The 23,417-nt window shown below is 69.1% G+C and carries 19 protein-coding genes and 1 pseudogene; 12 read left to right on the forward strand and 8 right to left on the reverse strand.

Features of this window, described 5'->3' with window-relative positions; all coding sequences use genetic code 11:
• Window positions 1–22 precede the first annotated feature (22 nt).
• A pseudogene (locus ACWEV3_RS07165) lies at window positions 23–886 on the forward strand (DUF445 domain-containing protein); the annotation flags it as partial.
• Window positions 887–936: 50 nt separating this feature from the next.
• On the opposite strand, the gene recQ reads toward ACWEV3_RS07165, so the two are convergent.
• On the reverse strand, window positions 937–2,787 hold the full coding sequence (gene recQ, locus ACWEV3_RS07170) for a DNA helicase RecQ (protein ID WP_452613016.1): 1,851 nt from the start codon (window positions 2,785–2,787) through the stop codon (window positions 937–939).
• A 397-nt stretch (window positions 2,788–3,184) separates the two neighbouring features.
• On the opposite strand from recQ, the gene ACWEV3_RS07175 reads away from it, so the two are divergent.
• The gene (locus ACWEV3_RS07175) at window positions 3,185–4,282 is read left to right on the forward strand and encodes an LLM class flavin-dependent oxidoreductase (protein ID WP_452613017.1); all 1,098 of its coding nucleotides are present in this window, start codon (window positions 3,185–3,187) and stop codon (window positions 4,280–4,282) included.
• On the forward strand, window positions 4,279–4,890 hold the full coding sequence (locus ACWEV3_RS07180; protein ID WP_452613018.1) for an FMN reductase: 612 nt from the start codon (window positions 4,279–4,281) through the stop codon (window positions 4,888–4,890). Before ACWEV3_RS07175 ends, ACWEV3_RS07180 begins: the two co-directional genes overlap by 4 nt.
• Here ACWEV3_RS07180 and ACWEV3_RS07185 read toward each other — a convergent pair.
• Window positions 4,887–5,615 (reverse strand): DUF899 family protein, encoded by a 729-nt coding sequence (locus ACWEV3_RS07185; RefSeq protein WP_452613019.1) that lies wholly within the window; start codon window positions 5,613–5,615, stop codon window positions 4,887–4,889. The two genes, ACWEV3_RS07180 and ACWEV3_RS07185, sit on opposite strands and share 4 nt — an antisense overlap.
• A gap of 200 nt (window positions 5,616–5,815) precedes the next feature.
• Between ACWEV3_RS07185 and ACWEV3_RS07190 the strand changes: the two genes are divergently transcribed.
• The 6 genes from ACWEV3_RS07190 to ACWEV3_RS07215 all read left to right on the forward strand — a co-directional run bounded on the left by ACWEV3_RS07190 (window position 5,816) and on the right by ACWEV3_RS07215 (window position 13,513).
• Window positions 5,816–7,192, forward strand: a complete 1,377-nt coding sequence (locus ACWEV3_RS07190; RefSeq protein ID WP_452613020.1) for a glutamine synthetase — start codon at window positions 5,816–5,818, stop codon at window positions 7,190–7,192.
• Between the two features lie 116 nt (window positions 7,193–7,308).
• Window positions 7,309–8,172, forward strand: a complete 864-nt coding sequence (locus ACWEV3_RS07195) for a class I SAM-dependent methyltransferase (protein WP_452613021.1) — start codon at window positions 7,309–7,311, stop codon at window positions 8,170–8,172.
• Window positions 8,173–8,275: 103 nt separating this feature from the next.
• Window positions 8,276–9,469, forward strand: a complete 1,194-nt coding sequence (locus tag ACWEV3_RS07200; protein WP_452613022.1) for a TetR/AcrR family transcriptional regulator — start codon at window positions 8,276–8,278, stop codon at window positions 9,467–9,469.
• Window positions 9,470–9,761: 292 nt separating this feature from the next.
• On the forward strand, window positions 9,762–11,402 hold the full coding sequence (locus ACWEV3_RS07205; RefSeq protein ID WP_452613023.1) for an acyl-CoA carboxylase subunit beta: 1,641 nt from the start codon (window positions 9,762–9,764) through the stop codon (window positions 11,400–11,402).
• Between the two features lie 28 nt (window positions 11,403–11,430).
• Window positions 11,431–11,679: an acyl-CoA carboxylase subunit epsilon gene (locus ACWEV3_RS07210; protein WP_358582816.1), complete on the forward strand. Its 249-nt coding sequence runs from the start codon at window positions 11,431–11,433 to the stop codon at window positions 11,677–11,679.
• Between the two features lie 70 nt (window positions 11,680–11,749).
• Window positions 11,750–13,513, forward strand: coding sequence for an acetyl/propionyl/methylcrotonyl-CoA carboxylase subunit alpha (locus ACWEV3_RS07215; RefSeq protein ID WP_452613205.1), 1,764 nt, complete (start codon window positions 11,750–11,752; stop codon window positions 13,511–13,513).
• 274 nt (window positions 13,514–13,787) lie between these two features.
• Here the strand turns inward: ACWEV3_RS07215 and ACWEV3_RS07220 are convergent, their stop codons facing one another.
• The 3 genes from ACWEV3_RS07220 to ACWEV3_RS07230 all read right to left on the reverse strand — a co-directional run bounded on the left by ACWEV3_RS07220 (window position 13,788) and on the right by ACWEV3_RS07230 (window position 17,530).
• A complete protein-coding gene (locus ACWEV3_RS07220; protein WP_452613024.1) occupies window positions 13,788–14,555 on the reverse strand; it encodes a serine hydrolase in 768 nt (255 codons plus the stop codon).
• Entirely contained in the window at window positions 14,552–15,613 is a 1,062-nt protein-coding gene (locus tag ACWEV3_RS07225; RefSeq protein ID WP_452613025.1) for a pyridoxal phosphate-dependent aminotransferase, read from the reverse strand. Before ACWEV3_RS07225 ends, ACWEV3_RS07220 begins: the two co-directional genes overlap by 4 nt.
• Window positions 15,614–15,832: 219 nt before the next feature.
• Window positions 15,833–17,530: a CocE/NonD family hydrolase gene (locus tag ACWEV3_RS07230; RefSeq protein ID WP_452613026.1), complete on the reverse strand. Its 1,698-nt coding sequence runs from the start codon at window positions 17,528–17,530 to the stop codon at window positions 15,833–15,835.
• A gap of 323 nt (window positions 17,531–17,853) precedes the next feature.
• Here ACWEV3_RS07230 and ACWEV3_RS07235 point away from each other — a divergent pair, with 323 nt between their 5' ends.
• Window positions 17,854–19,980, forward strand: a complete 2,127-nt coding sequence (locus ACWEV3_RS07235; RefSeq protein WP_452613027.1) for an ATP-binding protein — start codon at window positions 17,854–17,856, stop codon at window positions 19,978–19,980.
• Between the two features lie 55 nt (window positions 19,981–20,035).
• Window positions 20,036–20,215 (forward strand): hypothetical protein, encoded by a 180-nt coding sequence (locus ACWEV3_RS07240; RefSeq protein WP_452613028.1) that lies wholly within the window; start codon window positions 20,036–20,038, stop codon window positions 20,213–20,215.
• Window positions 20,216–20,295: 80 nt separating this feature from the next.
• On the opposite strand, the gene ACWEV3_RS07245 is transcribed toward ACWEV3_RS07240, so the two are convergent.
• Window positions 20,296–20,472 (reverse strand): DUF397 domain-containing protein, encoded by a 177-nt coding sequence (locus ACWEV3_RS07245; protein ID WP_452613029.1) that lies wholly within the window; start codon window positions 20,470–20,472, stop codon window positions 20,296–20,298.
• Between the two features lie 42 nt (window positions 20,473–20,514).
• Between ACWEV3_RS07245 and ACWEV3_RS07250 the strand changes: the two genes are divergently transcribed.
• Window positions 20,515–20,739 (forward strand): hypothetical protein, encoded by a 225-nt coding sequence (locus tag ACWEV3_RS07250; RefSeq protein ID WP_452613030.1) that lies wholly within the window; start codon window positions 20,515–20,517, stop codon window positions 20,737–20,739.
• Between the two features lie 4 nt (window positions 20,740–20,743).
• On the opposite strand, the gene ACWEV3_RS07255 is transcribed toward ACWEV3_RS07250, so the two are convergent.
• Window positions 20,744–21,586, reverse strand: coding sequence for a hypothetical protein (locus ACWEV3_RS07255; protein ID WP_452613031.1), 843 nt, complete (start codon window positions 21,584–21,586; stop codon window positions 20,744–20,746).
• 13 nt (window positions 21,587–21,599) lie between these two features.
• A complete protein-coding gene (locus ACWEV3_RS07260) occupies window positions 21,600–23,360 on the reverse strand; it encodes a WXG100 family type VII secretion target (RefSeq protein ID WP_452613032.1) in 1,761 nt (586 codons plus the stop codon).
• Window positions 23,361–23,417 lie beyond the last annotated feature (57 nt).

Raw genomic sequence — 23,417 nt, forward strand, 5'->3', positions numbered from 1 at the left:
CGGGCGGCGAGGACTTCGAGCGCGGGTTCCGGCCGACGTGCTGGCCGAGATCAAGTCCGATGTGGACAACGTCTTCGACCTCAAGGACATGGTCGTCACCAGCCTGGTCCGGGACAAGGAGCTGCTCAACCGGATCTTCCTGGAGGCGGGGCACAAGGAGTTCCGGTTCATCCGCCGCTCCGGCGCGGTGTTCGGGGCGCTGATCGGCGTGGTGCAGATGTCGGCCTGGGTGCTGTTCAAGGCGCCGATCATGATGCCGCTGTTCGGCCTGTTCACCGGCTGGTTCACGGACTGGCTCGCGCTGAAGATGATCTTCCACCCGCGGCTGCCGAAGCGGTACTTCGGGCTGTTCGAGTGGCAGGGGCTGTTCCTCAAGCGCCGGGGCGAGGTGGCCGAGGCCTACTGCGAGCTCATCGCCGCCGAGATCATCACGCCGCGCAACGTCATCGAGGCGGTGCTGCGCGGCCCGATGGCCGACAAGGTGCTGGCCCTGGTGCAGCGCAAGGTGGACGAGGAGCTGAGCCGCCGCACGAGCATCGCCAAACCGCTGGTCGTGCTCGCCTTCGGCGGCCGGCGCTACCAGGAACTGAAGCAGCGGATCTCCGAACTGCTGATGACCAAGCTCCCGGAGACGATGGGCTACGTGGAGGACTACGCGGCCGACGCGATGGACATCCGCAACACCCTGGTCGCCAAGATGAAGGAGCTCGACGCCGAGGAGTTCGAAGAACTCCTGCGCCCCGCCTTCCGCGAGGAGGAGTGGATCCTCATCGCCACCGGAGCGGCCCTGGGCTTCGTTGTGGGCGAAGCCCAGGTCCTAGTCCTGGAACAGCTCGCCTCCTGGGAAGTGACTTCAGGATGGGTTTTGCGTAGCGGTGCGGGCTGAGTCCTTCACCGCACGCGGCTGACGCCGCATTCTGAAAGAACATCCTGAGGTCACTCGTCGGCCAGGGCGTCGAGGACGGCCTGGCCGTACTTGGCGAGCTTCTGCTCGCCGACCCCGCTGATCCCCGCCAGCTCGTCCAGAGTGGACGGTTGGGCCGCCGCGATCTGGCGGAGCGTCGAGTCGTGGAAGATGATGAACGGCGCCTTGTTCTCCTCGCGGGCGGTGGCCGCGCGCCAGGCCCGCAGTCGCTGGAAGACCGGCTCCGCCTCCGGCGGCATGTCCTGCGCGGCCTGCTTGGCCGTCTTGGACTTGGCGGTCGACGCGGCGGCGCGCTTGGGCTCGGTGCGCAGCAGCACCTGCCGCGGGTCCTCGCGGCGCAGGACCTCGCCGCTGGACTCGGTGAGCACCAGCGTGCCGTAGTCGCCCTCCACGGAGAGCAGGCGCTGGGCCAGCAGCTGGCGGATCACGCCGCGCCACTCGTTGTCGCTCAGGTCGGCGCCGACGCCGAACACGCTCAGCGAGTCGTGCCGGAACTGCTCGACCTTCGCGGTCTTCTTGCCGCGCAGGATGTCGATGACCTGGCCCGCGCCGAACTTCTGGTTGCGCTCGCGGTCCAGCCGCACCACGGTCGACAGCAGTTTCTGCGCGGCGACCGTGCCGTCCCACGATTCCGGCGGCGCCAGGCACGTGTCGCAGTTCTGGCAGGCCATCGCGGCGTCCTGGCCGAAGTAGGCGAGCAGCTGCGTGCGGCGGCACTCGACGGTCTCGCACAGCGCCAGCATCGCGTCCAGGTGCCGGGACAGCGTCCGGCGGTGCGCGTCGTCGCCCTCGGAGAGCTCGATCAGCTTGCGCTGCTGCACCACGTCCTGCAGGCCGTAGGCCATCCAGGCCGTCGACGGCTGCCCGTCGCGGCCCGCGCGGCCGGTCTCCTGGTAGTAGCCCTCTACCGACTTCGGCAGGTCGAGGTGCGCGACGAAGCGCACGTCGGGCTTGTCGATGCCCATGCCGAAGGCGATGGTGGCGACCATGACCAGGCCGTCCTCGCGCAGGAACCGGGACTGGTGCGCGGCGCGGACCTCCTTGTCCAGGCCGGCGTGGTAGGGCAGCGCGTCGATCCCGTTGGCCACCAGGAACTCCGCGGTCCGCTCCACCTCGGCGCGGGAGAGCCGGTACACGATGCCCGCGTCCCCGGCGTGCTCGGTGCGCAGCAGCTGCAGCAGCTGCTTCCGCGGATCGTTCTTCGGCGCGATCCGGTACTGGATGTTCGGGCGATCGAAGTCGGCGACGAAGTGCCGGGCCTCGGTCAGCTCCAGCCGGGTCGCGATCTCGCGGCGGGTCGCCTGGGTGGCGGTGGCGGTCAGCGCGATGCGCGGCACCGCGGGCCAGCGCTCGTGCAGCACCGAAAGCGCCAGGTAGTCGGGGCGGAAGTCGTGGCCCCACTGCGCCACGCAGTGCGCCTCGTCGATGGCGAACACCGAGACCTCGCCGCGGCCGAGCAGGTCCAGCGTCGAATCCAGCCGCAGCCGCTCCGGCGCCAGGTAGAGCAGGTCGAGCTCGCCGGAGGCGAACGCGGCCTCGGTCTGGCGGCGCTGCTCGTAGTTCTGCGTCGAGTTGAGGAAGCCCGCCCGCACGCCGAGCTCGTTGAGCGCGTCCACCTGGTCCTGCATCAGGGCGATCAGCGGCGAGATGACGACGCCCACGCCGGGCCGCACCAGCGACGGGATCTGGTAGCAGAGCGACTTGCCGCCGCCGGTGGGCATCAGCACCAGCGCATCGCCGCCGCCGATCACGTGGTCGACGATCTCCTGCTGGGAACCGCGGAAGGAGTCGTAACCGAACACGCGCTGCAGGACCTGCCGGGCGTCGGACACCTCAAGACCGGGGGAAGCCACGGCGCGCATCTTAGATCCTGTCTCCGACTCGTTTTGCGTAGCGGTGCGGGTGGCGGAACCTCAGGCGCCTTCTCGCTGTGGGATCCCCGACCTCATGAATGCCAATTCACCACGTCGGGGCTGTCCTCGCGAGAAGACGCCTGAGAACCCGCGGCGGTGCGAGTTGCGTAGGTGGGCTAAGCGGCTGCGCCGCTTCAAAGACAAAGACAAGTCAGTTCTAGCAGCACCCACGACTGGGCCCGGGCCCCTGCGTTCCGACATGCGGGGGTGTGTCGGGCCGCCTGTGATGTGCGTCCCGTCGGGGCGGCCGGGTCTTCGGCGGGAACAACTCGCAGGGCAGAATCGTTCGTGGAAATAGTTGAATCTCGTACTAAATGATCGGGATCTGGCCAGCGAGGGAGTTCACATGCAGTTCGGGATCTTCACGGTCGGTGACGTCACCACCGACCCGACCAACGGCCGCACGCCCTCCGAGGCCGAGCGGATCAAGGCCATGGTGCGGATCGCGCTCAAGGCGGAGGAGGTCGGACTCGACGTCTTCGCCACCGGCGAGCACCACAACCCGCCCTTCGTGCCGTCCTCGCCGACGACCATGCTCGGCTACGTCGCGGCCCGGACCGAGCGGCTGGTCCTGTCCACCTCGACCACGCTGATCACTACGAACGACCCGGTGAAGATCGCCGAGGACTTCGCGATGCTGCAGCACCTCGCCGACGGTCGAGTCGACCTGATGATGGGCCGCGGCAACACCGGCCCGGTGTACCCGTGGTTCGGCCAGGACATCCGCCAGGGCATCCCGCTGGCCATCGAGAACTACGACCTGCTGCGCCGGTTGTGGCGGGAGGACGTGGTCGACTGGGAGGGCAAGTTCCGCACGCCGCTGCAGTCGTTCACCTCGACCCCGCGGCCGCTGGACGGCGTCCCGCCGTTCGTCTGGCACGGCTCCATCCGCAGCCCGGAGATCGCCGAGCAGGCCGCCTACTACGGTGACGGCTTCTTCCACAACCACATCTTCTGGCCCAAGGAGCACACCCGGCGGATGGTCGACCTGTACCGCCGCCGGTTCGAGCACTACGGGCACGGCGCGGCGGACCAGGCGATCGTCGGCCTCGGCGGCCAGGTGTTCATGCGCAAGAACTCCCAGGACGCGGTCCGCGAGTTCCGGCCGTACTTCGACCACGCGCCGGTGTACGGCGGCGGGCCGTCGCTGGAGGAGTTCACCGAGCAGACGCCGCTGACGGTCGGCAGCCCGCAGGAGGTCATCGACCGGACGCTGGGCTTCCGCGAGTACGTCGGCGACTACCAGCGCCAGCTGTTCCTGATGGACCACGCCGGGCTGCCGCTGAAGACCGTCCTGGAGCAGCTCGACCTGCTCGGCGAGGAGGTCGTCCCGGTGCTGCGCAAGGAATTCGAGTCGAAGCGGCCCGCGCACGTGCCGGACTCCCCGACGCACGCGTCGCTGCTGGCCGCGAAGGAAGCGAAGAAGGCGGAGGTGGCGAAGTGAGCGAGCGGAACCTGGTCGTGATCTCGGCGGGCCTGAGCCAGCCGTCGTCGACCCGGCTGCTGGCCGACCAGCTCGCCGCGGCGACCGGCCGCGCGTTGGCGCAGCCGCCGGACATCGAGGTCGTCGAGCTGCGCGACCACGCCAAGGAGGTGGCGAACAACCTGGTCACCGGCTTTCCCGGCGCGGAGCTGCGGAAGGTGCTCGACCAGGTGGCCGCCGCCGATGGCCTGATCGCGGTGACGCCGATCTTCCAGGCGTCCTACAGCGGGCTGTTCAAGTCGTTCTTCGACGTGGTGGAGACCGATTCGCTGGTCGGCAAGCCGGTGCTGATCGGTGCCACCGGCGGATCGCCGCGCCACTCGCTGGCGCTGGAACACGCGATGCGCCCGATGTTCAGCTACCTGCGGGCGGTGGTGGTGCCGACCGCGGTGTACGCGGCGTCGGAGGACTGGGGTTCGGCGGGCGACGGAGCGGCGCTGGCCGACCGCGTCGACCGCGCGGCGGGCGAGTTCGCGGCCCTCGTCGACCACCGGCCGGCGCCCGCCCGCGCCGACGCGTTCGAAGAACCGGTCCCCTTCGAACAACTCCTGTCCCAGAACCGGAACTAGCCGGAGATGTCGTCGGACCGGCCCGCGGCGAGCCGGGACCACTGCGCCGTGGGCCGACCGTCGGTCCGGAACTGCTCGCCGGCGGTCGCGTAGGGCTGCGGCCAGCCCTCCGGCGAGTCCTCCCAGGTCTCCTGCCTGCCGTAGGTCGTGAGATCGAGCAGGTGGTAGCTGGTGGCGCCGGCCTCGGCGCCGCGGTTGGTCGTCCAGTAAGTCTCGAACACCCGGTCGCCGTCGCGCAGGTAGCAGAGGTAGCCGCCGAAGCCGCGCCTGGCGAGCAGCGCGTCTCCCGAGTCGCGGGCCGAGTACCAGGGCATCTCCCAGCCCATGAAGTCCCGGTACCGGGCGCTCTCGTCGTACGGGCCCTGGCAGAACGTCGCGTAGGTGACGTCGCGGCTGTGCAGGTAGGACAGCTCGCGCGCGTGCCCGGTGAAGAACGTGCAGCCCTCGCACTGCTCGGCGGCGGGCTTGCCGTCGTGCCACATGTGCAGGTAGGCGATCAGTTGCCGGCGTCCCTCGAACACGTCGACCAGGGGCACCTCGCCCTGCGCTCCGACCAGCGGGACCTGCGCGTCCACCTCGGTCATCGGCAGCCGCCGCCGGGCGGCCGCGATCGCATCGCCCTCTCGGGTGTGCGCCTTCTCCCGGGCCCGCAACCCGTCGAGCTCCGCCTGCCAGGAAGCCCGGTCGACGATGTGGGGCAACGGGTGCGTGCTGTTCGCTTCCATCGGTTTCCCTCTCCGGTCGTGCATCGGTGGCCTCGAAAGTGATGACTCGCCGGACGGCCGAAACTCATCGCGCCTTCCGGGTGCCCCCAGCACCCCGCCGTCACGCTAGATGATCAAGCGGCAACTTTGCACAAGATCCGGCGCCGGGGCGTGCTGCCGGTGGTGCGCTTCCGCTTGCGCCGCTGGATAACGTGGCAGGTATGAGCGAGCGGATTCCCCGGGACGAGCCGGCCGGTTCGGCGGATGTCATCGCGCGGCTGCGCGACGAGGGCGTCGAGCTGGTTGAGATGTCCTTTGTGGACAACGCTGGGATCGTGCGGGTGAAATCGGTTCCGCTGGAACGGTTGTCGGCCGCGGCCCGGTTCGGCGTCGGGGCCTCGCCGTGCTTCGAGACGTTCACCTTCGACGATGTGATGGTGCCGGGCCGCTACCTCGGCGGGCCGGACGGCGATCTGCGGCTGGTGCCCGACCTCGGGCGGTTGGTGCGCCTGGCGGCGTTGCCGGGCTGGGCGTGGGCGCCCGCCGACAAGTTCGGCCAGGACGGGCAGCGGTTCGCCGCCTGCCAGCGCGCGTTCGCCGCGCGCCAGGCGCAGGCCGCCGCCGACGCCGGGCTGACCGTCCTCGCCGCCTTCGAACACGAATGGGCGTTGGGGGAGCCCGGCACAGACGAGTTCGTCCCGGCGTTCACCGGCCCCGCCTACGGCCAGGTGCGGCTGGAGGCGACGGCGGACTACGCGCTCGGACTCGTCTCCGCGCTGCGCGAGCAGGGGCTCGAAGTGCAGCAGTTCCACCCCGAGTACGCGCTCGGGCAGGTCGAACTGTCGGTGGCCGCGAAGGATCCGCTCGGCGCGGCCGACGATGCCCTGCTGGTGCGGCACACCGTGCGCGCGGTCTCGCGCCGCCACGGCTGGCGGGCCAGCTTCGCGCCCTGCCTCGCGCCCGGCGGCGCGGGCTCAGGTGGGCACCTGCACCTGTCCGTGCACGACTCGGACGGCAACCTCTTCGCGGGCGGCTCGGGACGCTACGGCTTGCAGCCCGTCGGCGAGGCGTTCCTGGCCGGTGTGTTGCGAGAACTTCCCGCGCTGCAAGCGATCGGTGGCGGCAACCCGGCGAGCTTCCTGCGGCTGGAGCCGTCCCGGTGGGCCGGGGTGTGGCAGGTGTGGGGCCGGGAGGCGCGGGAGGCCGCGATGCGGCTGATCACCGGCACGATCGGCACCGAGCGGTGGGCCGCCAACGCGGAGGTGAAGTGCTTCGACGCCACCGCGAACCCGTACCTGGCGGTGGGCGCGGTGCTGGCGGCGGGCCTCGCGGGCGTGCGCGAGGAGCTGCGGCTGCCCGCGGAGATCACCGGCGACCCGGCGGCGCTGACCGTCGACGAGCGCGCGGCGGCGGGAATCCACCGCCTGCCGACGAACGCGGCCGAGGCGGCTGATGCATTGGAGTCCTCCGACGTGCTGGGCGAAGCCCTGGGCAAGGAACTGCACGACGCGATGCTCACGGTTCGCCGAGCGGAAGCGAAGCGATGCGCGGACGCCACGCCCGAGCAGCTCGCCGCCCGAACCCGCTGGTGCTGGTGATCTGGCCCGCAATTTCCATTGAAATCGAAGGTTCGATTTCAATGGAAATTGCGGACCACGGGTGGTGTGTGCGTTCTGCGAGGGAGTTGTGAGCGCGTCGGGCCAGGGTTGGCCGCATGAAGATCGTCAACACTCATCAGGCGGAAGCCTGGAACGGCTACGAAGGCACGCACTGGGCGGAGAACCAGGAGCGGTACGAAGCGATGGTCGGCGGGCGCGGCGGCCGCAACGATGTCCAGCTGTTCGAGGCCGCGAGCATCGAGAGCGACCACCACGTGCTCGACATCGGGTGCGGCAACGGGCAGACGACCCGGATCGCCGCGCGCAAGGCGGCCGACGGGCACGCCCTCGGCGTCGACCTGTCCGGGCCGATGCTCGAACGAGCCCGGCGCATGGCCGCGGCCGAAGGCATCGGCAACGTGGCGTTCGAGCAGGGCGACGCGCAGGTCCACGACTTCCCGGCCGCCCGGTTCGACGTGGCCATCAGCCGCGGCGGGATCATGTACTTCGCCGATCCGGTGGCCGCGTTCGCCAACATCGGCGCGGCGCTGAAGCCGTCCGGGCGGCTGGTCTTCGGGTGCGGCCGGGACGCCTCCGACGCCGACTTCGGCGCCGTGTGGGCGGCGATCGGCGCGCACGTCGCCCTGCCCGATCCGGCCGAGGACACCGCGCCCGGCCCGGCCACGTTCACCGATCCCGGGCGCATCCGCGAGATCCTGACCGGCGCCGGCTTCGCGGACGTCCTCCTCCGGGAAGCCGAGTCCGAGATGGTGCTGGGCGAGAACGCGGCCGATGCCGCCGAGTTCATCTTCGGCTGGGGCCCGACGCGGTTCTGGCTGTCCGGTGCCGACGACGCGTCCGTCGGCCGGGCGCGTGAGGAGGCCACCGCCGCGCTGCGGACCCTGGAGCGAGGTGGCTCCGTCGTGGCGAAGACCTCCGGTTGGTTGGTCACCGCCACCTGGCGCGGGGTGAGCGCGTAGAACCCCAGCGCTGCCGACGATCTCATGTGGAGAGTCCTCGGCAGCGTCGTCCGGCACGGCGCGCAAGTATGCTCGCTGTGCCGGGCGAGCAGGGGAGGCGGCGATGGCTGAGGTGACCAATCCACCTGCCCGCAACACGCGGCCGCGCAACCGCCGGGCGTTGATCACCGCCGCCGCCGCGGACCTGTTCTACCGGCTCGGCTACGCGCGGGTCGGGATGAGCGACATCGCCGAGGCGGTCGGGGTCGGCTCGTCGGCGCTGTACCGGCACTTCGCGGGCAAGCAGCAGCTGCTGACCCGGGTCGTCCTCGACGAGCTCCAGCCGTTCAACGCGATCGCCGCGCAGGTGGCCGACCGGGACCTGGACGACGTGGTCGCGCAGCTCGCCGCCGCCGCGCTGGACCACCGCCAGCTCGGCGTGCTCTGGCAGCGCGAAGCCCGGCACCTGCCCGCCGGGCAGCGCGATGTGCTGCGCGAGGAGCTGCGCGGTGTCGCCACCGGGCTCGCCGAGGTGGCGCGCGCCTTCCGGCCCGAGCTGACCGGCGAGGACGCCCGGTTCCGCGCCTGGTGCATGTTCAGCGTCCTGACCAGCCCGTCCTACCACCAGGTGGACCTGCCGCGGCGCCAGTTCGAGCAGCTGCTGCGGGCCATGGTGGTCGTCATCGGGACGCAGCCGCCGCAGCGGTTCGCCGACCACCACGAGCCCGACGCCGACCAGCGGGCCGCGCTGTTCGCCGGGCGCGCCTCCCGGCGGCGGCTGCTGCTGGCCGCGGCGATGCGGCTGTTCTCCGACGCCGGCTACACCGAGGTGACCACCGAGGACGTCGGCGCGGCGGCCGGGATCGCCGGGCCCAGCCTGTACAACTACTTCGCCAGCAAGCAGGAGCTGCTCGGCGCCGTGATCACCCGCGGCAACGCGTGGTTGGAGGTCGAGCTCGAACGGACCCTGGCCAGCACGCCGGCCGCCGACGACGCGCTGCGCGAGCTGCTGAGCTCCTACATCGGCTTCGCCTTCGACCACGGACGGTTCATCGACATCCTGGTCAGCGAGGTCAACCACCTGCCGGACGCGGAACGGCACCGGGCGCGGCAGACCCAGCACGCCTACGTGGCCGAGTGGGTCGGGCTGCTGTGCGAGGCGCGGCCGGGGGTAGACCCGGTGCGCGCCCGGATCCTGGTGCAGGCGGCGTTGACGGTTGCCAACGACATGGTGCGCACCGGCTCGGTGCGCGACGTCGACGCGCTGTCGCGGATCGGCTCGGCGCTGATGCTGGACACGCCCGTCGAGACCGTGTGACCAGTCACGGATGACTACTACTATACATTCACTTAAGCATCATCCCCGCAGGAGAAGGCTCGATTTCCTGGCCTGGGTGAACTAGGGGCAGCTCACTTCGAAATTGACTTCGGCCGTCGCGCCGGATTAGGCTCCGCGTTGACCAGGTCTGCCAGCACGCACGCCGCGCCCGGCCTTGGGGTGACGAACCGGCTGCCACGCGCCGAGGCGCGTCGCCGGGTTCCGGACCTGGAACGTCGCGGGCGGGCGGCAGACACTGGAGCCGAGCAGGTAACGAGGACAGGTTGGTTGCATGAGCAGCGCGACGGAGCCGGTCGGTCAGCCGCCGGTGGACGTGCCGGACATCCACACGACCGCCGGCAAGCTGGCGGATCTGTACCGGCGGAATGACGAGGCGGTGCACGCCGGCTCGGCGCGCGCGGTGGCCAAGCAGCACGCGAAGGGCAAGAACACCGCCCGCGAGCGCATCGACATGCTGCTGGACCCGGGTTCGTTCGTGGAGCTCGACGAGCACGCGCGGCACCGCTCCACGAACTTCGGCATGGACGCGAACCGCCCCTACGGTGACGGCGTGGTGACCGGTTACGGCACCGTCGACGGCCGCAAGGTGTGCGTGTTCTCCCAGGACTTCACCGTCTTCGGCGGGTCGCTGGGCGAGGTGTTCGGCGAGAAGATCGTCAAGGTCATGGACCTGGCGCTGAAGACCGGCTGCCCGCTGATCGGCATCAACGACTCCGGCGGCGCGCGCATCCAGGAGGGTGTGGCGGCGCTCGGCCTGTACGCCGAGATCTTCAAGCGCAACACCCACGCCTCCGGCGTGATCCCGCAGATCTCGCTGATCATGGGCCCGTGCGCGGGCGGCGCGGTGTACTCGCCGGCGATCACCGACTTCACGGTGATGGTCGACCAGACCTCGCACATGTTCATCACCGGCCCCGATGTCATCAAGACGGTCACCGGCGAGGACGTGACCTTCGAGGAGCTCGGTGGCGCGCGCACCCACAACTCGCGCTCCGGCAACGCGCACTACCTGGCCACCGACGAGGCGGACGCCATCGCCTACGTCAAGGAGCTGCTGTCGTACCTGCCCAGCAACAACCTGGCCGAGGCGCCGGTGTTCGACGGTCCCGACACCGGAGCCGGCTCGATCGCCGAATCGATCACCGACGCCGACCGCGAGCTGGACGCGCTGGTCCCGGACTCGCCGAACCAGCCCTACGACATGCTCGAGGTCATCTCCCGCGTCGTCGACGACGAGGAGTTCCTGGAGGTCGGGGCGCTGTTCGCGCCGAACATCATCACCGGCTACGGGCGCATCGAGGGCCACCCGGTGGGCGTGGTCGCCAACCAGCCCACCCAGTTCGCCGGCACCCTCGACATCGACGCCAGCGAGAAGGCCGCGCGGTTCGTCCGCACCTGCGACGCCTTCAACATCCCGGTGCTGACCTTCGTGGACGTGCCGGGCTTCCTGCCGGGCACCGACCAGGAGTGGAACGGCATCATCCGGCGCGGCGCGAAGCTGCTGTACGCCTACGCCGAGGCCACCGTCCCGCTGGTCACCGTGATCACCCGCAAGGCCTACGGCGGCGCCTACGACGTGATGGGCTCCAAGCACCTGGGCGCGGACGTCAACCTGGCGTGGCCGACCGCGCAGATCGCGGTCATGGGCGCGCAGGGCGCGGTGAACATCCTCTACCGGCGGCAGCTCGCCGAAGCGGCCGAGAACGGCGAGGACGTCGAGGCCACGCGGGCGCAGCTGCAGCAGGAGTACGAGGACACCCTCTGCAACCCGTACGTGGCCGCCGAACGCGGCTACGTCGACTCGGTGATCCCGCCGTCCTACACCCGCGGGTACGTGGCGCGGTCGCTGCGGATGCTGCGCGACAAGCGCGCCAGCCTGCCAGCGAAGAAGCACGGCAACATCCCGCTGTGACGTCGTCCCACCCGCGAGGAGGTGCCAGATGAGCCAGGACGCGACGCCGGAGGAGCGTCCGGTGCTGCGCATCGTGCGCGGCAATCCCGACGACGCCGAGATCGCCGCGCTGACCGCGGCGCTGAGCGGCCTGGCCGCCGCGAACGCCGCGGCCGAGCCGCAGCAGCGGCCGATGTCGCTGTGGGGCGACCGGTCCGCCGCGCTGCGCCACCCGGCGGGCCGCCGGCCGCTGCGCCCCGGCCCGCACGCTTGGCGCGCGTCGGCCCTCCCGGGCTGATGTCGTTGCCCGCCAACAAGATTTTCGCCAGCCGTCCGGCGTCGCGCCGGGAAATGAGGAGTTGACCACTGTGGACGTGACGCCGATCAGCAAGGTCCTGATCGCCAACCGCGGTGAGATCGCGGTGCGGGTGATCCGCGCCTGCAAGGACGAGGGCATCGCCTCCGTCGCCGTGTACGCCGAGCCGGACGCCGACGCGGTGTTCGTGCGGCTGGCCGACGAGGCCTTCGCGCTGGGCGGTTCGACGCCCGGCGAGTCGTACCTGAACATCGACAAGATCATCGACGTCGCCAAGCGCGCCGAGGCCGACGCCGTGCACCCCGGCTACGGCTTCCTGTCGGAGAACGCCGAGTTCGCCCAGGCGGTGCTCGACGCGGGCCTGATCTGGATCGGGCCGTCGCCGCAGTCGATCCGCGACCTCGGCGACAAGGTCACCGCCCGGCACATCGCGACCCGCGCGGGCGCGCCGCTGGTGCCGGGGACGAAGGACCCGGTCAACGGCGCGGACGAGGTCGTCGCCTTCGCCGAGGAGCACGGGCTGCCGGTGGCCATCAAGGCCGCGTTCGGCGGCGGCGGCCGGGGCCTGAAGGTCGCCCGGACGCTGGAGGAGATCCCCGAGCTGTACGCCTCGGCGGTGCGCGAGGCCGAGACGGCGTTCGGCCGCGGCGAGTGCTTCGTGGAGCGCTACCTGGACCGGCCGCGGCACGTCGAGGCGCAGGTCCTCGCCGACCAGCACGGCAACGTGGTGGTCGTGGGCACCCGCGACTGCTCGCTGCAGCGGCGACACCAGAAGCTCGTCGAGGAGGCCCCGGCGCCGTTCCTCAGCGACGATCAGCACCGCACCATCCACGAGGCGGCGCGCGCCATCTGCGCCGAGGCCGGCTACTACGGCGCGGGCACCGTGGAGTTCCTGGTGGGCCTGGACGGGACGATCTCGTTCCTGGAGGTCAACACCCGCCTGCAGGTGGAGCACCCGGTGTCGGAGGAGACCACGGGCCTGGACCTGGTGCGCGAGCAGTTCCGCATCGCCGCCGGCGAGAAGCTGCGGATCACGGCCGACCCCGAGCCGCGCGGCCACTCCATCGAGTTCCGGATCAACGGCGAGGACGCGGGCCGCAACTTCCTGCCCGCACCGGGCACCGTGACCCGCTTCGTCGCGCCGCACGGACCGGGCGTCCGGGTGGACGCCGGCGTCGAGTCGGGCAGCGTGATCGGCGGCCAGTTCGACTCGCTGCTGGCGAAGGTGATCGTCACCGGCGCGGACCGGCAGCAGGCGCTGGAGCGCTCGCGGCGGGTGCTGGACGAGATGGTCGTGGAGGGCATGGCCACGGTGCTGCCGTTCCACCGCGAGATCGTCCGCGACCCGGCGTTCGTCGGAGCCGACGGCTTCACCGTGCACACCCGGTGGATCGAGACGGAGTTCGACAACAACATCGAGCCGTTCACCGGCGGCGTCGAGGCGGAGGAGCCGGAGGCGCGGCAGACGATCACCGTCGAGGTCGGTGGCCGCCGCCTGGAGGTCTCGCTGCCTGCGGAGCTGGCGGTCTCGTCGGCATCCCCGGCGGCGAAGGCGAAGCCGCGCAAGCGTTCCGCGGGCAAGGCCGGTGCGGCGGTGTCCGGCGACGCGGTGACCGCGCCGATGCAGGGCACGATCGTGAAGGTCGCGGTGGCCGACGGCCAGGAGGTCGCGGCGGGCGACCTGATCGCGGTGCTGGAAGCGATGAAGATGGAGAACCCGGTGACGGCCCACAAGGCGGGCACGGTGACGGGCCTGTCGGCGCAGCCGGGCGACTCGGTGTCCCAGGGCACCACGCTCTGCGAGCTGAAGGACTGAAGAGTCTGAGCGAACATCGGCTCCGCCCGGCTTCGGGCGGGGCCGATCTGCATTTCAGCGGCAATCCTGGGACGAGGGCACAGGATTGCCTGGTCAGGGATCGTGCGCGGCAGATTGGCTCGTGAGACCGAGCGCTTCGCCAGTGCCCTGCGCCGTATCGGTTGGCTGGCCGCGCAGCGCTGACGGACATGCTTCACCGCACGATTGTTCCCGAACTTCCCCAGTCCGCTTGATGTGCCGCCGTTTGCGGCGCGAGTGTTACTCGACGATGTGATCAAGAGGTCCCGGCCAAGCCGGGGATTCGGTGACGATGCTTCCAGGCTGTTGTGGACAGACGGGCGAGGAGTCCGGCCGCGGGGTCGTGGTGGTCGTTCCCGTTGGCCAGCGGGCCCGTGTAGCAGATGGACAGCACGTAGGCCGGAGCGTCGCCGGGCCGGATCACGCCGACGCTGTGCCGCAGGCCCGGGAACCAGCCGTTCTTGAACCCGACGCAGGTTTCTGCGGGGACCCCGGAGGCGAGGTCGTCTCGGTAGGCGTTTCGGGCCAGGAGCGCGAGTTCCGGTGGCCGGAGCGTGCGCAGCATGGCGGCGAGATCGGCGGCGGTGACGGTGTTGTCGATGCCCGCCCGTTTCGCTTCGTAGTCCTCGATGAGTCGTTGCATCCCTGGGCTGGTCGGGGCGGCCGCCTGCCAGGCATCGCCCACGGCGGACAAGCCCACGTGGTGCGCGCACAGGTTGGTGGCGAGGTTCGACGAATGGGTGATCATGCGCTCGGCGAGCCAGCCCAGCGATGCCCGGTCGCCGAGGTACCGCCAGGGCAGCGGATCGGAGTCCATGCCTGCGTCGACTGCGAAAACGCGGCCGGGGAGCAGCGACGGGAAGGTGTCTGTCACCGGAATCGGTGTGCTCGGATCGCAGCCGCGCAGGGCGGCGAGGACGGCGATCTTGATGGTACTGGCGGCGTCGTGCGGAACGTGCGCGTGTGCCGAGAAGGCGGGCTCGGCGTCGTCCCATCGCGCCAGGTGGACGGACAACGTGCTCATAGTGCCTCAAGCGCGGTGGTGTTGAGCAGGTTGATGCGCACGTGCTCCGGATATCCAGTCAGTTCGAAGAAGTCCTGGCCCATGGTGAGCAGCCGCTCTCGCGGTACGCGGGTCCGCCCGAACACGAAGTAGCCCGTCTGCACCTCGAAGGTGTCCGACAACGCGCCCTTGTCCAGCAGGTACCGGTAGTTGTCCTGCACGTAGCGCAGCAGCTTGGCATTGCCACCGCTCTCGATCATCACTTCGCACGCGCGGCGCGCGAACACCCGGTCCGCGAGCGAGATCTCGCCGTGCAGGTTGAGGTGCAGGTGTGACAGCGGCGCGCGCAGCTCCCGCGGCGTCAGCAACCAGGCGCACCGATATCCGTGCAAGGATAGGAACTTGGTGGGGCAGACCATCCGGATCGTGCGGTCGCGATCGAGCCGAGCGGCCGCTTCGGCGAGCGTGCCGTCCCATCGCATGTACGCGAAGGTGTTGTCCACGAACACCAGCGAATCGGTGGCGGCTTGCCAGTCGTGGATCACATCGAGCACCGAGAGCGGCACGGTTCTGCCCGTGTACCAGATCGGATCGGTCAGCAGTAGCACAGTCTTCTCATCGGGCAGGTTCAGCCTGAAATCGGGCCGGAACGCATGCACGTCCGCGACGGGCTTCGCCCGGATGCCGAATTGCCGGAACAGATAAGCGAACTTGTAGTAGACCGGCGGCACGTAGTGCACCGCCTTCACCCCGGACAACGCCAGCCACGTGCAGAACGAGCTGATCAGCATGCTGGATCCGCCCCCGACGAGGATCTCGTCGGCGTCCCGTTCCACGCCGTCGTATCGGGCGTGGAACTCCGCGATCCGGCTGCGCAGCGCCAGGTCCTCGTCCACCGCGGCGTACCGCGTGATGTCTCCCAGATCCGGCAAGGCCGTCAAAGCGAGATCACCCAGATACTCCTCGACGAACGGATGGCCGCCGTGGTAGTCGGAAACGAAAAGCCGGTCTCCCGGATCACGCCGCGCCGCATCGAGTGCCTCGTACCCTGGAATGATGCCGAACAAGCGGTCCTGCACTATCCCTCCACATTTCCTCGGGCTCCAACGGAGGAGGCGATCGAAGAGTCGTGAACACACCGAACATCTGGTCGTTGTAGTCGACCTGAAGTAGTCCACCTACCGCTCACCGGGTGATGCGAGCCCCGCCATGACCAAGAACACAAAGCGCTGCGGAATCGCTGACCGGTCACCGGTACTGCTTCTTGTTTCGGGGCCTTGTGGGCGTTGCGCAGTGGTTCACCGGTTCGCCGGGATCGTGGGCAGGATGAGCTGTGATGGGTGCTCTTGCGAGGTGTGGATGGTCAGCGGTGCCACCGATGTTGGTAGGTCGCGCAGCGTCGGCAATAGGTGCGGCACGTCGAAGGCCTGCACGGCGATCCGCAGCCGGTGGCCGGGTGGGATCACCCCGCCGGTGGGGAAGACCTCCACGTCGATCGGCGCGATCTCCCCTGGCTGCAACAAGTTCTCCGCGTCCTTGGTGAACGGGTGGTACGGCTGGATCAGCTGACCGTCGAGGTAGCGTGAGCGCGATTCGTCCAGCGCCCGGTGCGACAGCACCTGCCAGCCACCGGTGAGCCGGTTGACCTCGCCGGTCGGCGACACCGACGACACCGATACCGACAGCATGCCGTTGCCGGTCGGCGTCGAGGTGTGCAGCCGCGCGTTGATCGGACCGCGCATCCGCAGCGGCTGCGCCATCGGTTCGGTTTCGAAGACCGCACCGGACAAGTCGTTCCACCGGTTGTCCTCGCACAGCCGCGAGATCCCGACGGCGCCCGGCAGCCCGGCGGTCCACTGGTTGGCCGAGCGGGTGCACAGCCCGGAGACCGGGACCGGTGCGACGGCGCTCTGCCCTTGCTCGGCGCCCTCGGCGACGAGTTTTCCTGGTGCGCCGGGGAAAGAGGTGCCGGAGAGCTGGAACGTCGTGGCGCGCTGCTCGTCGATCCAGCCCTGCGCGTGATGCCATTCGCCGGAGTTGATCTCGTGCCAGGTCAGCGGCGGGATGTCGGCGTCCAGGGCCGGGTCGGGTAGTCCTCGCACGTAGTGGTCGAACCAGCGCAGCTGGAGTTCCTGCAGCGTGCCGTGCCCGGCTTCGGCGATCCCATCGCCGGTGCTGCCCTGCAGGTGGTCCCACGGGCCGAAGATCATCTTCGCCGGGACGCCGCGCTCCCGGAGCCGGTCGAACACCATCGGCGTGCCGCGCTGGAACAAGTCGTACTCACCGCCGACTAGGAAGGTGGGCACGTCGATGCGGTCGAGCACGTTGATCGGCGAGCGCTCGGCGTAGAACGGCCCGTCGAAGGCGGAGTCCAGCCCCAGCGTCGCGGACAGCAGCATCGGCGTGGTGAACCCGGTGGCGCCCTGCACCCGCGAGAGGTACATCTGCAGCGCGTTGTCCGGCTCGCCGGCGCCGTAGGCGGGTGGGATCAGCCCGGTGCCGGTGACCAGGCCCAACCACAGCGGGATGAACCCGACGTCGAGAGCGCCGCCGGAGGCGACGACGTCCCGGTAGGTGTCGGCGGCGGGGACCTGCGGGAAGATCGCCTTGAGCCCGGCGGGCCGTTCGGCGGCGGCGAAGAGCTGGCTGATGCCCATGTAGGAAGCACCGTGCATGCCCACCGAACCGCTGCTCCAAGGACGCTCTGAGGAGGCGGCCCAGTCGACGATCTCACCGGCATCGGTGTTCTCCCGAGCGCTGAAAGCGGCCCAAGAACCACCGGAACCGCCGGTGCCGCGCGCATCGACGGTGACCTGCACGTAGCCCCGTTTGACGAAGTAACCCGGGTCGCCGAGCGCGGCGGAGGCAGGACCGTTGAGCACGGCCTTGTTGTAGGCGGTGATGGTCAGCAGCACGGGGAAGCGGCCGTCGACGGGCCGGCCGTCGGCGTCGGCGGGACGCTGGACGTCACCGCGCAGGACGACGCCGTCTGACATGGGGATGGAGACGTCGGTTTCGGTTGCTGTGGCGGGATAATCCTCGCCGCGAGGAGCCCAAGCGGGTCGAGCGGAACTGGTTTCGGCGGTGGTCAACCCGGCGAAGACGGTAGCCAGGGCAAGAAGCAGAGCCAGCGCGGAGCGGCGCATGAAGACCTCCCGGGGAATCCGGGAGATCAACGATCAGATCCGCACCGGGTTACGCGGGCTGGTGGCATCGAGCTGCTTCGGTTTACGGGCTTGCGCGGTCGGTGGTGCAGGTTCGGTGGTGCCTGTGCCGGTCTCGTGGTGGTCGTTTTCCGGATCGCGTTCGAGGGGGATGTGTGGGATCGCCGGACGGGGGGACGCGCAACAGCGCGTCGTCGGCCGCGAACGTCGTTCAGGCGCAGAACGTGCTGGGAGATGTGCACATTCATGGTTCGGCCGGTACGCCGGTCGGCCCGTCGCTGGTGCCGCGCCAGCTCCCGGCGACTGTGCGGCACTTCGTCAACCGGACTGTGGAACAGGATGCGCTGACCACGCTGCTCAACGGCCGGGACCGCACGGTTCTGGTGTCGACCGTCGACGGGCTTGCCGGGGTGGGCAAGTCGGCGCTGGTGGTGCAGTGGGCTCACCAGGTCCGGGAGCAGTTCCCCGACGGCGAGTTGTACGTGAACTTGCGTGGTTTCGATCCGGCGGCCGACCCGATGGCGTCGGCGGAGGCGTTGGCCGGATTCTTGACTGCGTTGGGAGTAGCGCCAGAGGCGGTAGCGGCGACGGAGGAAGCTCGGGCAGCGCAATTCCGGACGCTGTCGCATGGGCGGCGGATGCTGCTCGTGTTGGACAACGCCCGCGACGCCGAGCAGGTGCTGCCGCTGCTGCCCGGCTCGCCGGGATCTCTGGTCGTCGTGACGAGTCGTCAGCGGCTGGACGAGCTGGTCGCCCACCACGGCGCGCAGCGGCTCGCCCTCGTGACGCTCACCCGCGACGAAGGCCATCGGTTGCTGGCAAGTTTTCTCGGCGACGAAAGGCTGGTCGACGCCCCGGAGGCGGTTGCTGCGTTGGTGGAGCACTGCGCGGGGCTGCCGTTGGCGCTGACCCTGGTCGCGGCACAGGCAATGGTCGATCCAGACGTGGCGCTGGAGGATCTCGCCGCTGACCTCCGTGACGAGCGCGATCGGCTCGATGCTCTGGACCTGGGCGGCCGCACAGGCATCCGGGCGGTGTTCTCGTGGTCCTACCGCGCGCTTTCCCCGCAAGCCGCTCGGTTGTTCCGCCTGCTGGGCTTGCCGAACTCGCCCGATATCAGTCTCGGCGCGGCTGCGGCACTTGCCGGGGCAGACCAGCGCAGCACTCGTCGGGTGCTGGCGGAGCTTTGCCGGGCGCATCTGCTGACCCGACGCGCGGGAGACCGCTATGTCTTCCACGACCTCCTGCGAGCCTATGCTCGCGAGCGCGCGCATGACGACGACACGGAGAAGGAACGCATCGAGGCGTTGCAGCGCTTGCTGAACCACTACCTCGACACCACGTACGCCGCCAACCAACGACTGGCACCTACCCGAGCGTTGCCAGAAATCGAGCGCGCAGACGAACTGCTGCGCCGCGACTTCGCCACGTACGACGAGGCCTTGGCCTGGTGGGACGTCGAGCACGCCAGTGTGCTGGCCACCATCCGGCAGGCCGTGGTCCTCAAGATGCCCCGTGGCCCCTGGCTGGCACACGTGGCCACCTACCCGTTCAAGCTGCGCGGATTGATCGACGAACTGAAGATCAGCAGCACCGAAGGCGTCAAGGGCGCGCTCGCCGGGGAAGACCACAACGCACAAGCACGGCTGCTCGCAGACCTTGCCACCGCGCACTTCTTTCATGGCGAATTCGATGGAGCGAGCCGCTACGCGCAATCAGCCGCCGAACTGTTCGCGGAACTGGGCGAACACCAGTGGGAAGCCGCCATGCAAATCCAGCTGGGAGAGGGGTTCCTCGAGTCGGGTCGCTTCGAGGATGCGGCGGCATCCGCTCGACGAGCACTGCAGATGCAGGCCAACTCCGACGATCAGGTCGCGGGCGACGGAGTAGCCGACTCCGTTCTCGGGCTTGCGTTGGCGCATCTGGGTGACTTCACCGCAGCTTTCGATCATCTGCACCAAGCCCTCGACTCAAGTTCCGACCCGTTCTTGCGGGGTTTCACCCTGAGCCGACTCGGAGCAGCCCACCTCCTAGCGGGAAACACCGACGAAGCGGTGCGTTCCTACTCCCGGGCAGTCGAAAGCTGCCAGACCATAGGGAACGAGCTGGGCGCGGCGGGCAACCTCACCAAGCTCGGCGAAGCCCTGCACGCAGGTGGCGATGCGGGAGAAGCCCGCGAAGCCTGGCAGTCCGCACTCGCCATACTCGAGCGACTCGGCCACACCGACGCCGACACCGTCCGCAACCACCTCAACGCGCTCGACACCGCAGCCCCGGATTAGGCACCGTGGCGGCTCAGGAGGGCGTCCCGGCCGTGACCGTCACATCGGCGGGTACTTGAACACGAGGGTGGGTGGGGCCGAGTCGAAGACTTCCACCTTCGACTCGGCCAACAGGGTGGACGACCTGATCGCGGTGCTAGAAGCGATGAAGATGGAGAATCCGGTGACGGGCCTGTCGGCGCAGCCTGGCGACTTGGTGTCCCAGGGCACCACCCTCTGCGAGCTGAAGGACTGAATACGTTCCGTGAGTGGTTTGGGGTGCTATGGCGCCCCAAACCACTCACGGTCAGCCACGACCAGGTCCGACCCGAGTCGTCAGCGGTCGAACCGGCCGCTCTTGACGGCCTGCACGAATCCGGCGACGTCGACCCGCAGCGTGGGGCCCTGCGGATCCTTGGAGTCGCGGATGAGGTCTAAGGAACTTGCGAGTTCGACACAGGTACCGGCGGCGGCGCTGTAGCTGGATTTGCGCAAGGTCGTTTCAGCGTTCATTTACGCGAATGTACGGACTGCTTTTTGGCCGCGGAGTTTCCGGTGCTCATCAACCGACCACTGGGGGAGGGGATGATCCCGGCGCGGATCGACACACCGCGTGAGATGGCGTCCGCGATGCTGGTCCTGCAGCAGGATCTAGCGGACGAAGCGCGGCGCATCCCAGCCGGTGAGGTGGATACGGCGCGTCTGAGTCGACTGGCCGCCGACACCGAGCGCTTCGCAAGTGCCTTGCGCCGCTTCGGTTGGTTGGCCGCGCGGGGCTGACGGGTCACATCGGCGGGTACTTGAACACCGGGACGGGTGGGACGGCGCCGAGGATTTCCTCGATCTTCGATTCGGTCAGCACGGAGATGATCTGATCCACAGTGGACGATGACATGTCCGCGAGGGCGATGTGGAAGTTGTCGTCGCCGAGCTGCTCCGCGGCAAGGACCGTGGGGAGCTGCCGGATCAGGTTCTCGGCGTCGGAGCGCTTCTTGGTCCACCACTGCTCGAAGCCGCGCAGCAGGATGCCGCCGCCCCAGATGGAGCCGTCGCTGATCGCCTGGATCATCAGGGGAACGAAGTTCGCTTCCACCTCGGTGGGTTTGTGGACCTTCCCGCTCCGCAGGTACTCGTCGGGGTTGGTGCGGGCGAGGTTGATCTCGACACCGACTCCGACTGCGGCGGTGAAGTGGTCCACGAACGGCTCGTACAGCCGGGGCGGCAGATCGACGTGCAGCCCGACCTGGGTCCGCAGCGTGCGACCGAAGTCGGGGTTCTCGTGCACGATGACCGGCGGCCCGGACGCAACCGGCGATTCAGGCTTGTCGCGCTCCGGCTCATCGTCGACAACGTTCAGCGACGTCATGACGTTGTCACGGTCGTTGATCGAATGCATGTATGGAACCGGAAGTTCATGGTCGTACAGAAGCTCCCGGAGCTCCGCGCTTTCCGCCCGTGAGATCGGAATCTTTTTGTGGGTGAGCGACCGAGCCAGCCTATCGAGCGCCAACGTGTGCTCCCCGGCGCGGGTGTCCTCATGAATCGACGCTTTCAGCTTTCCAGGCGACCGCTTGTCGATTGCCTCGATCAGGGCTTCGACTCGATCCATGAACTCGATGTCGTCCATCATCAGGCATCCGTCATTTCCGTCGAGGGTTCTCATGCACGCCGGGGCCACTCACAGGATAAGCGGTCACCACTTCGCCGTCGGCTTCGAGTACGACCTTGATTCGGACTCCATCACGTGAGCCGTAGACCTCCCAGCGTCCGTCGTCTTCCTCCGGTGGTTGGTCTGGATTGCGCGCAATGTCTTGGACGTGCCCCAGGATCTGTGGGCGGCCCCAGTCAGGCGGAAACTCGGTCTTGCCCGGTTTTCCGACCCCGTGCATGTGGCCACCGCCGCGGCCTGGCGGCGGGTCGCCGTCGAGGATGTGCGTTGCGCGTTCGGCGGTGATGTGCGTGGCGGCGGGGGAGGGGTGCGGTTCGGGCGCGTCATCCCAAGCGCTGTAGGGCGCTACGCCGATGTGCCGTTCGAGTCCGTTATCGGCCTGGTCGTAGGCATGCCGCTCGGACTCGACGGTCACTGCCTGCGCCCTTGCGGCCCAGGCTTGGAGCAAGCCCAGCCTGCCCCCGGTCGAGAGGACGCGGACCGCTTCGGCCCGCTGGTACTCGTACACGCTCTTGATCTCTGGGATGCGTTTCTTGATCGCCATGAACTGGCCGATTTCGATACCGAGTTCTGCAGCGCGTACGTGTGGGGTGTTCCGGAGGATCCCGAGGACGGAGAAGAGGTCGGTGCTCTCGAGAAACCGGTTGAGATCCGTTATCTGCTCTTGCGCGAGCTTCACCGCATCGGACAGCACTTTGCACGACTCGCTCAGTGCGCTGCATGTCGCGGTCAGCACCGGCAGGATCTCCGAGCTTCCGCAGAGCTGGGACTTGGAGGCCCAGTACTGGCGGACGTGGTCGAAGACCTCGCCACGGTTGGCCTCCACCAATCTGTCGATCAGGGAGTCGCCTGACTGGGAGATTTCCGCGAGTTTCTCGGTGAGGTGCTGCCACTCGTTGAACGCGTATTTGAGCCCCGCAGGGTCGCCGTCGGGCCAGTACTCGTAGCCCCAGTCCTCCAGGCTCTGCGCCGGGGCTCCCGAACCGCTGGGGGGTGGTTCGGGGCCGGGGCTGACGGTGTCGACCGGGAGCTGCGGTAGTCGTTCCGGTAGCGCCGCGCCGTGTCCGGCGGTGGAGGCTTCCTCGGAGTCGACGTAGTTGTTGCCGGTGTCGGTCATGCCCTGCGCGATGCCGCCCAGCAGATCAGTGGCCGCGCCGAGCACCGCCCACACCGCCCGCGCTGTTTCGTCGTAGAGGGTGCGCCACGGGGCCAGCACCGGGTCGGCTCCGGCCATGCCGGTGGCGCTGCCGTGCAGGTTCCGGCTGATCCAGCTCATGTTGTCGGCCAGTTGCTGCTGGAGCCCGTGGAACGATCGCGCGGCGCGGCGCAGTTCCTCGATGGAGACGTCGACCTCGCCGCCGGCCGAGCCTGCCGACATCGGCACGGTGGAGGAGCCGCCCGATGAACCTGCGGGGGCGTCCCAGATCGCCAGGTTCGCCTGGTGCGCGCTGCGGTAGTTCTCGTCGATCAGCGACAGCAGGTCCGCCATGCCGTCGAGGAACTCGGTCATCTCCTCGGCTTCGCGAACCCACGTCGCCCGCGCGACCTCGAAGCTGTCCGCGGCCTGCCCGGTCCAGGACGCCCGCAGCGGCCCGAGCGATCCGTCGAGATCGGCCAGCTTGGTCCGAACCTGCCCGGTGGCATCGCGGACGCTTTCCCACGCCTCGCCGATCGCGGCGTAGCGGACAGCGAACCGGTCCATCCCGCTCCCCCTAGAACTGCAGCACCCCACGCAGTCCTAGGGCACGCGCAGCCGGTGATCAACCGGTTTCGGCGAACTGTGATCAGG

The organism is Saccharopolyspora sp. NPDC003752 (genome assembly GCF_053605825.1).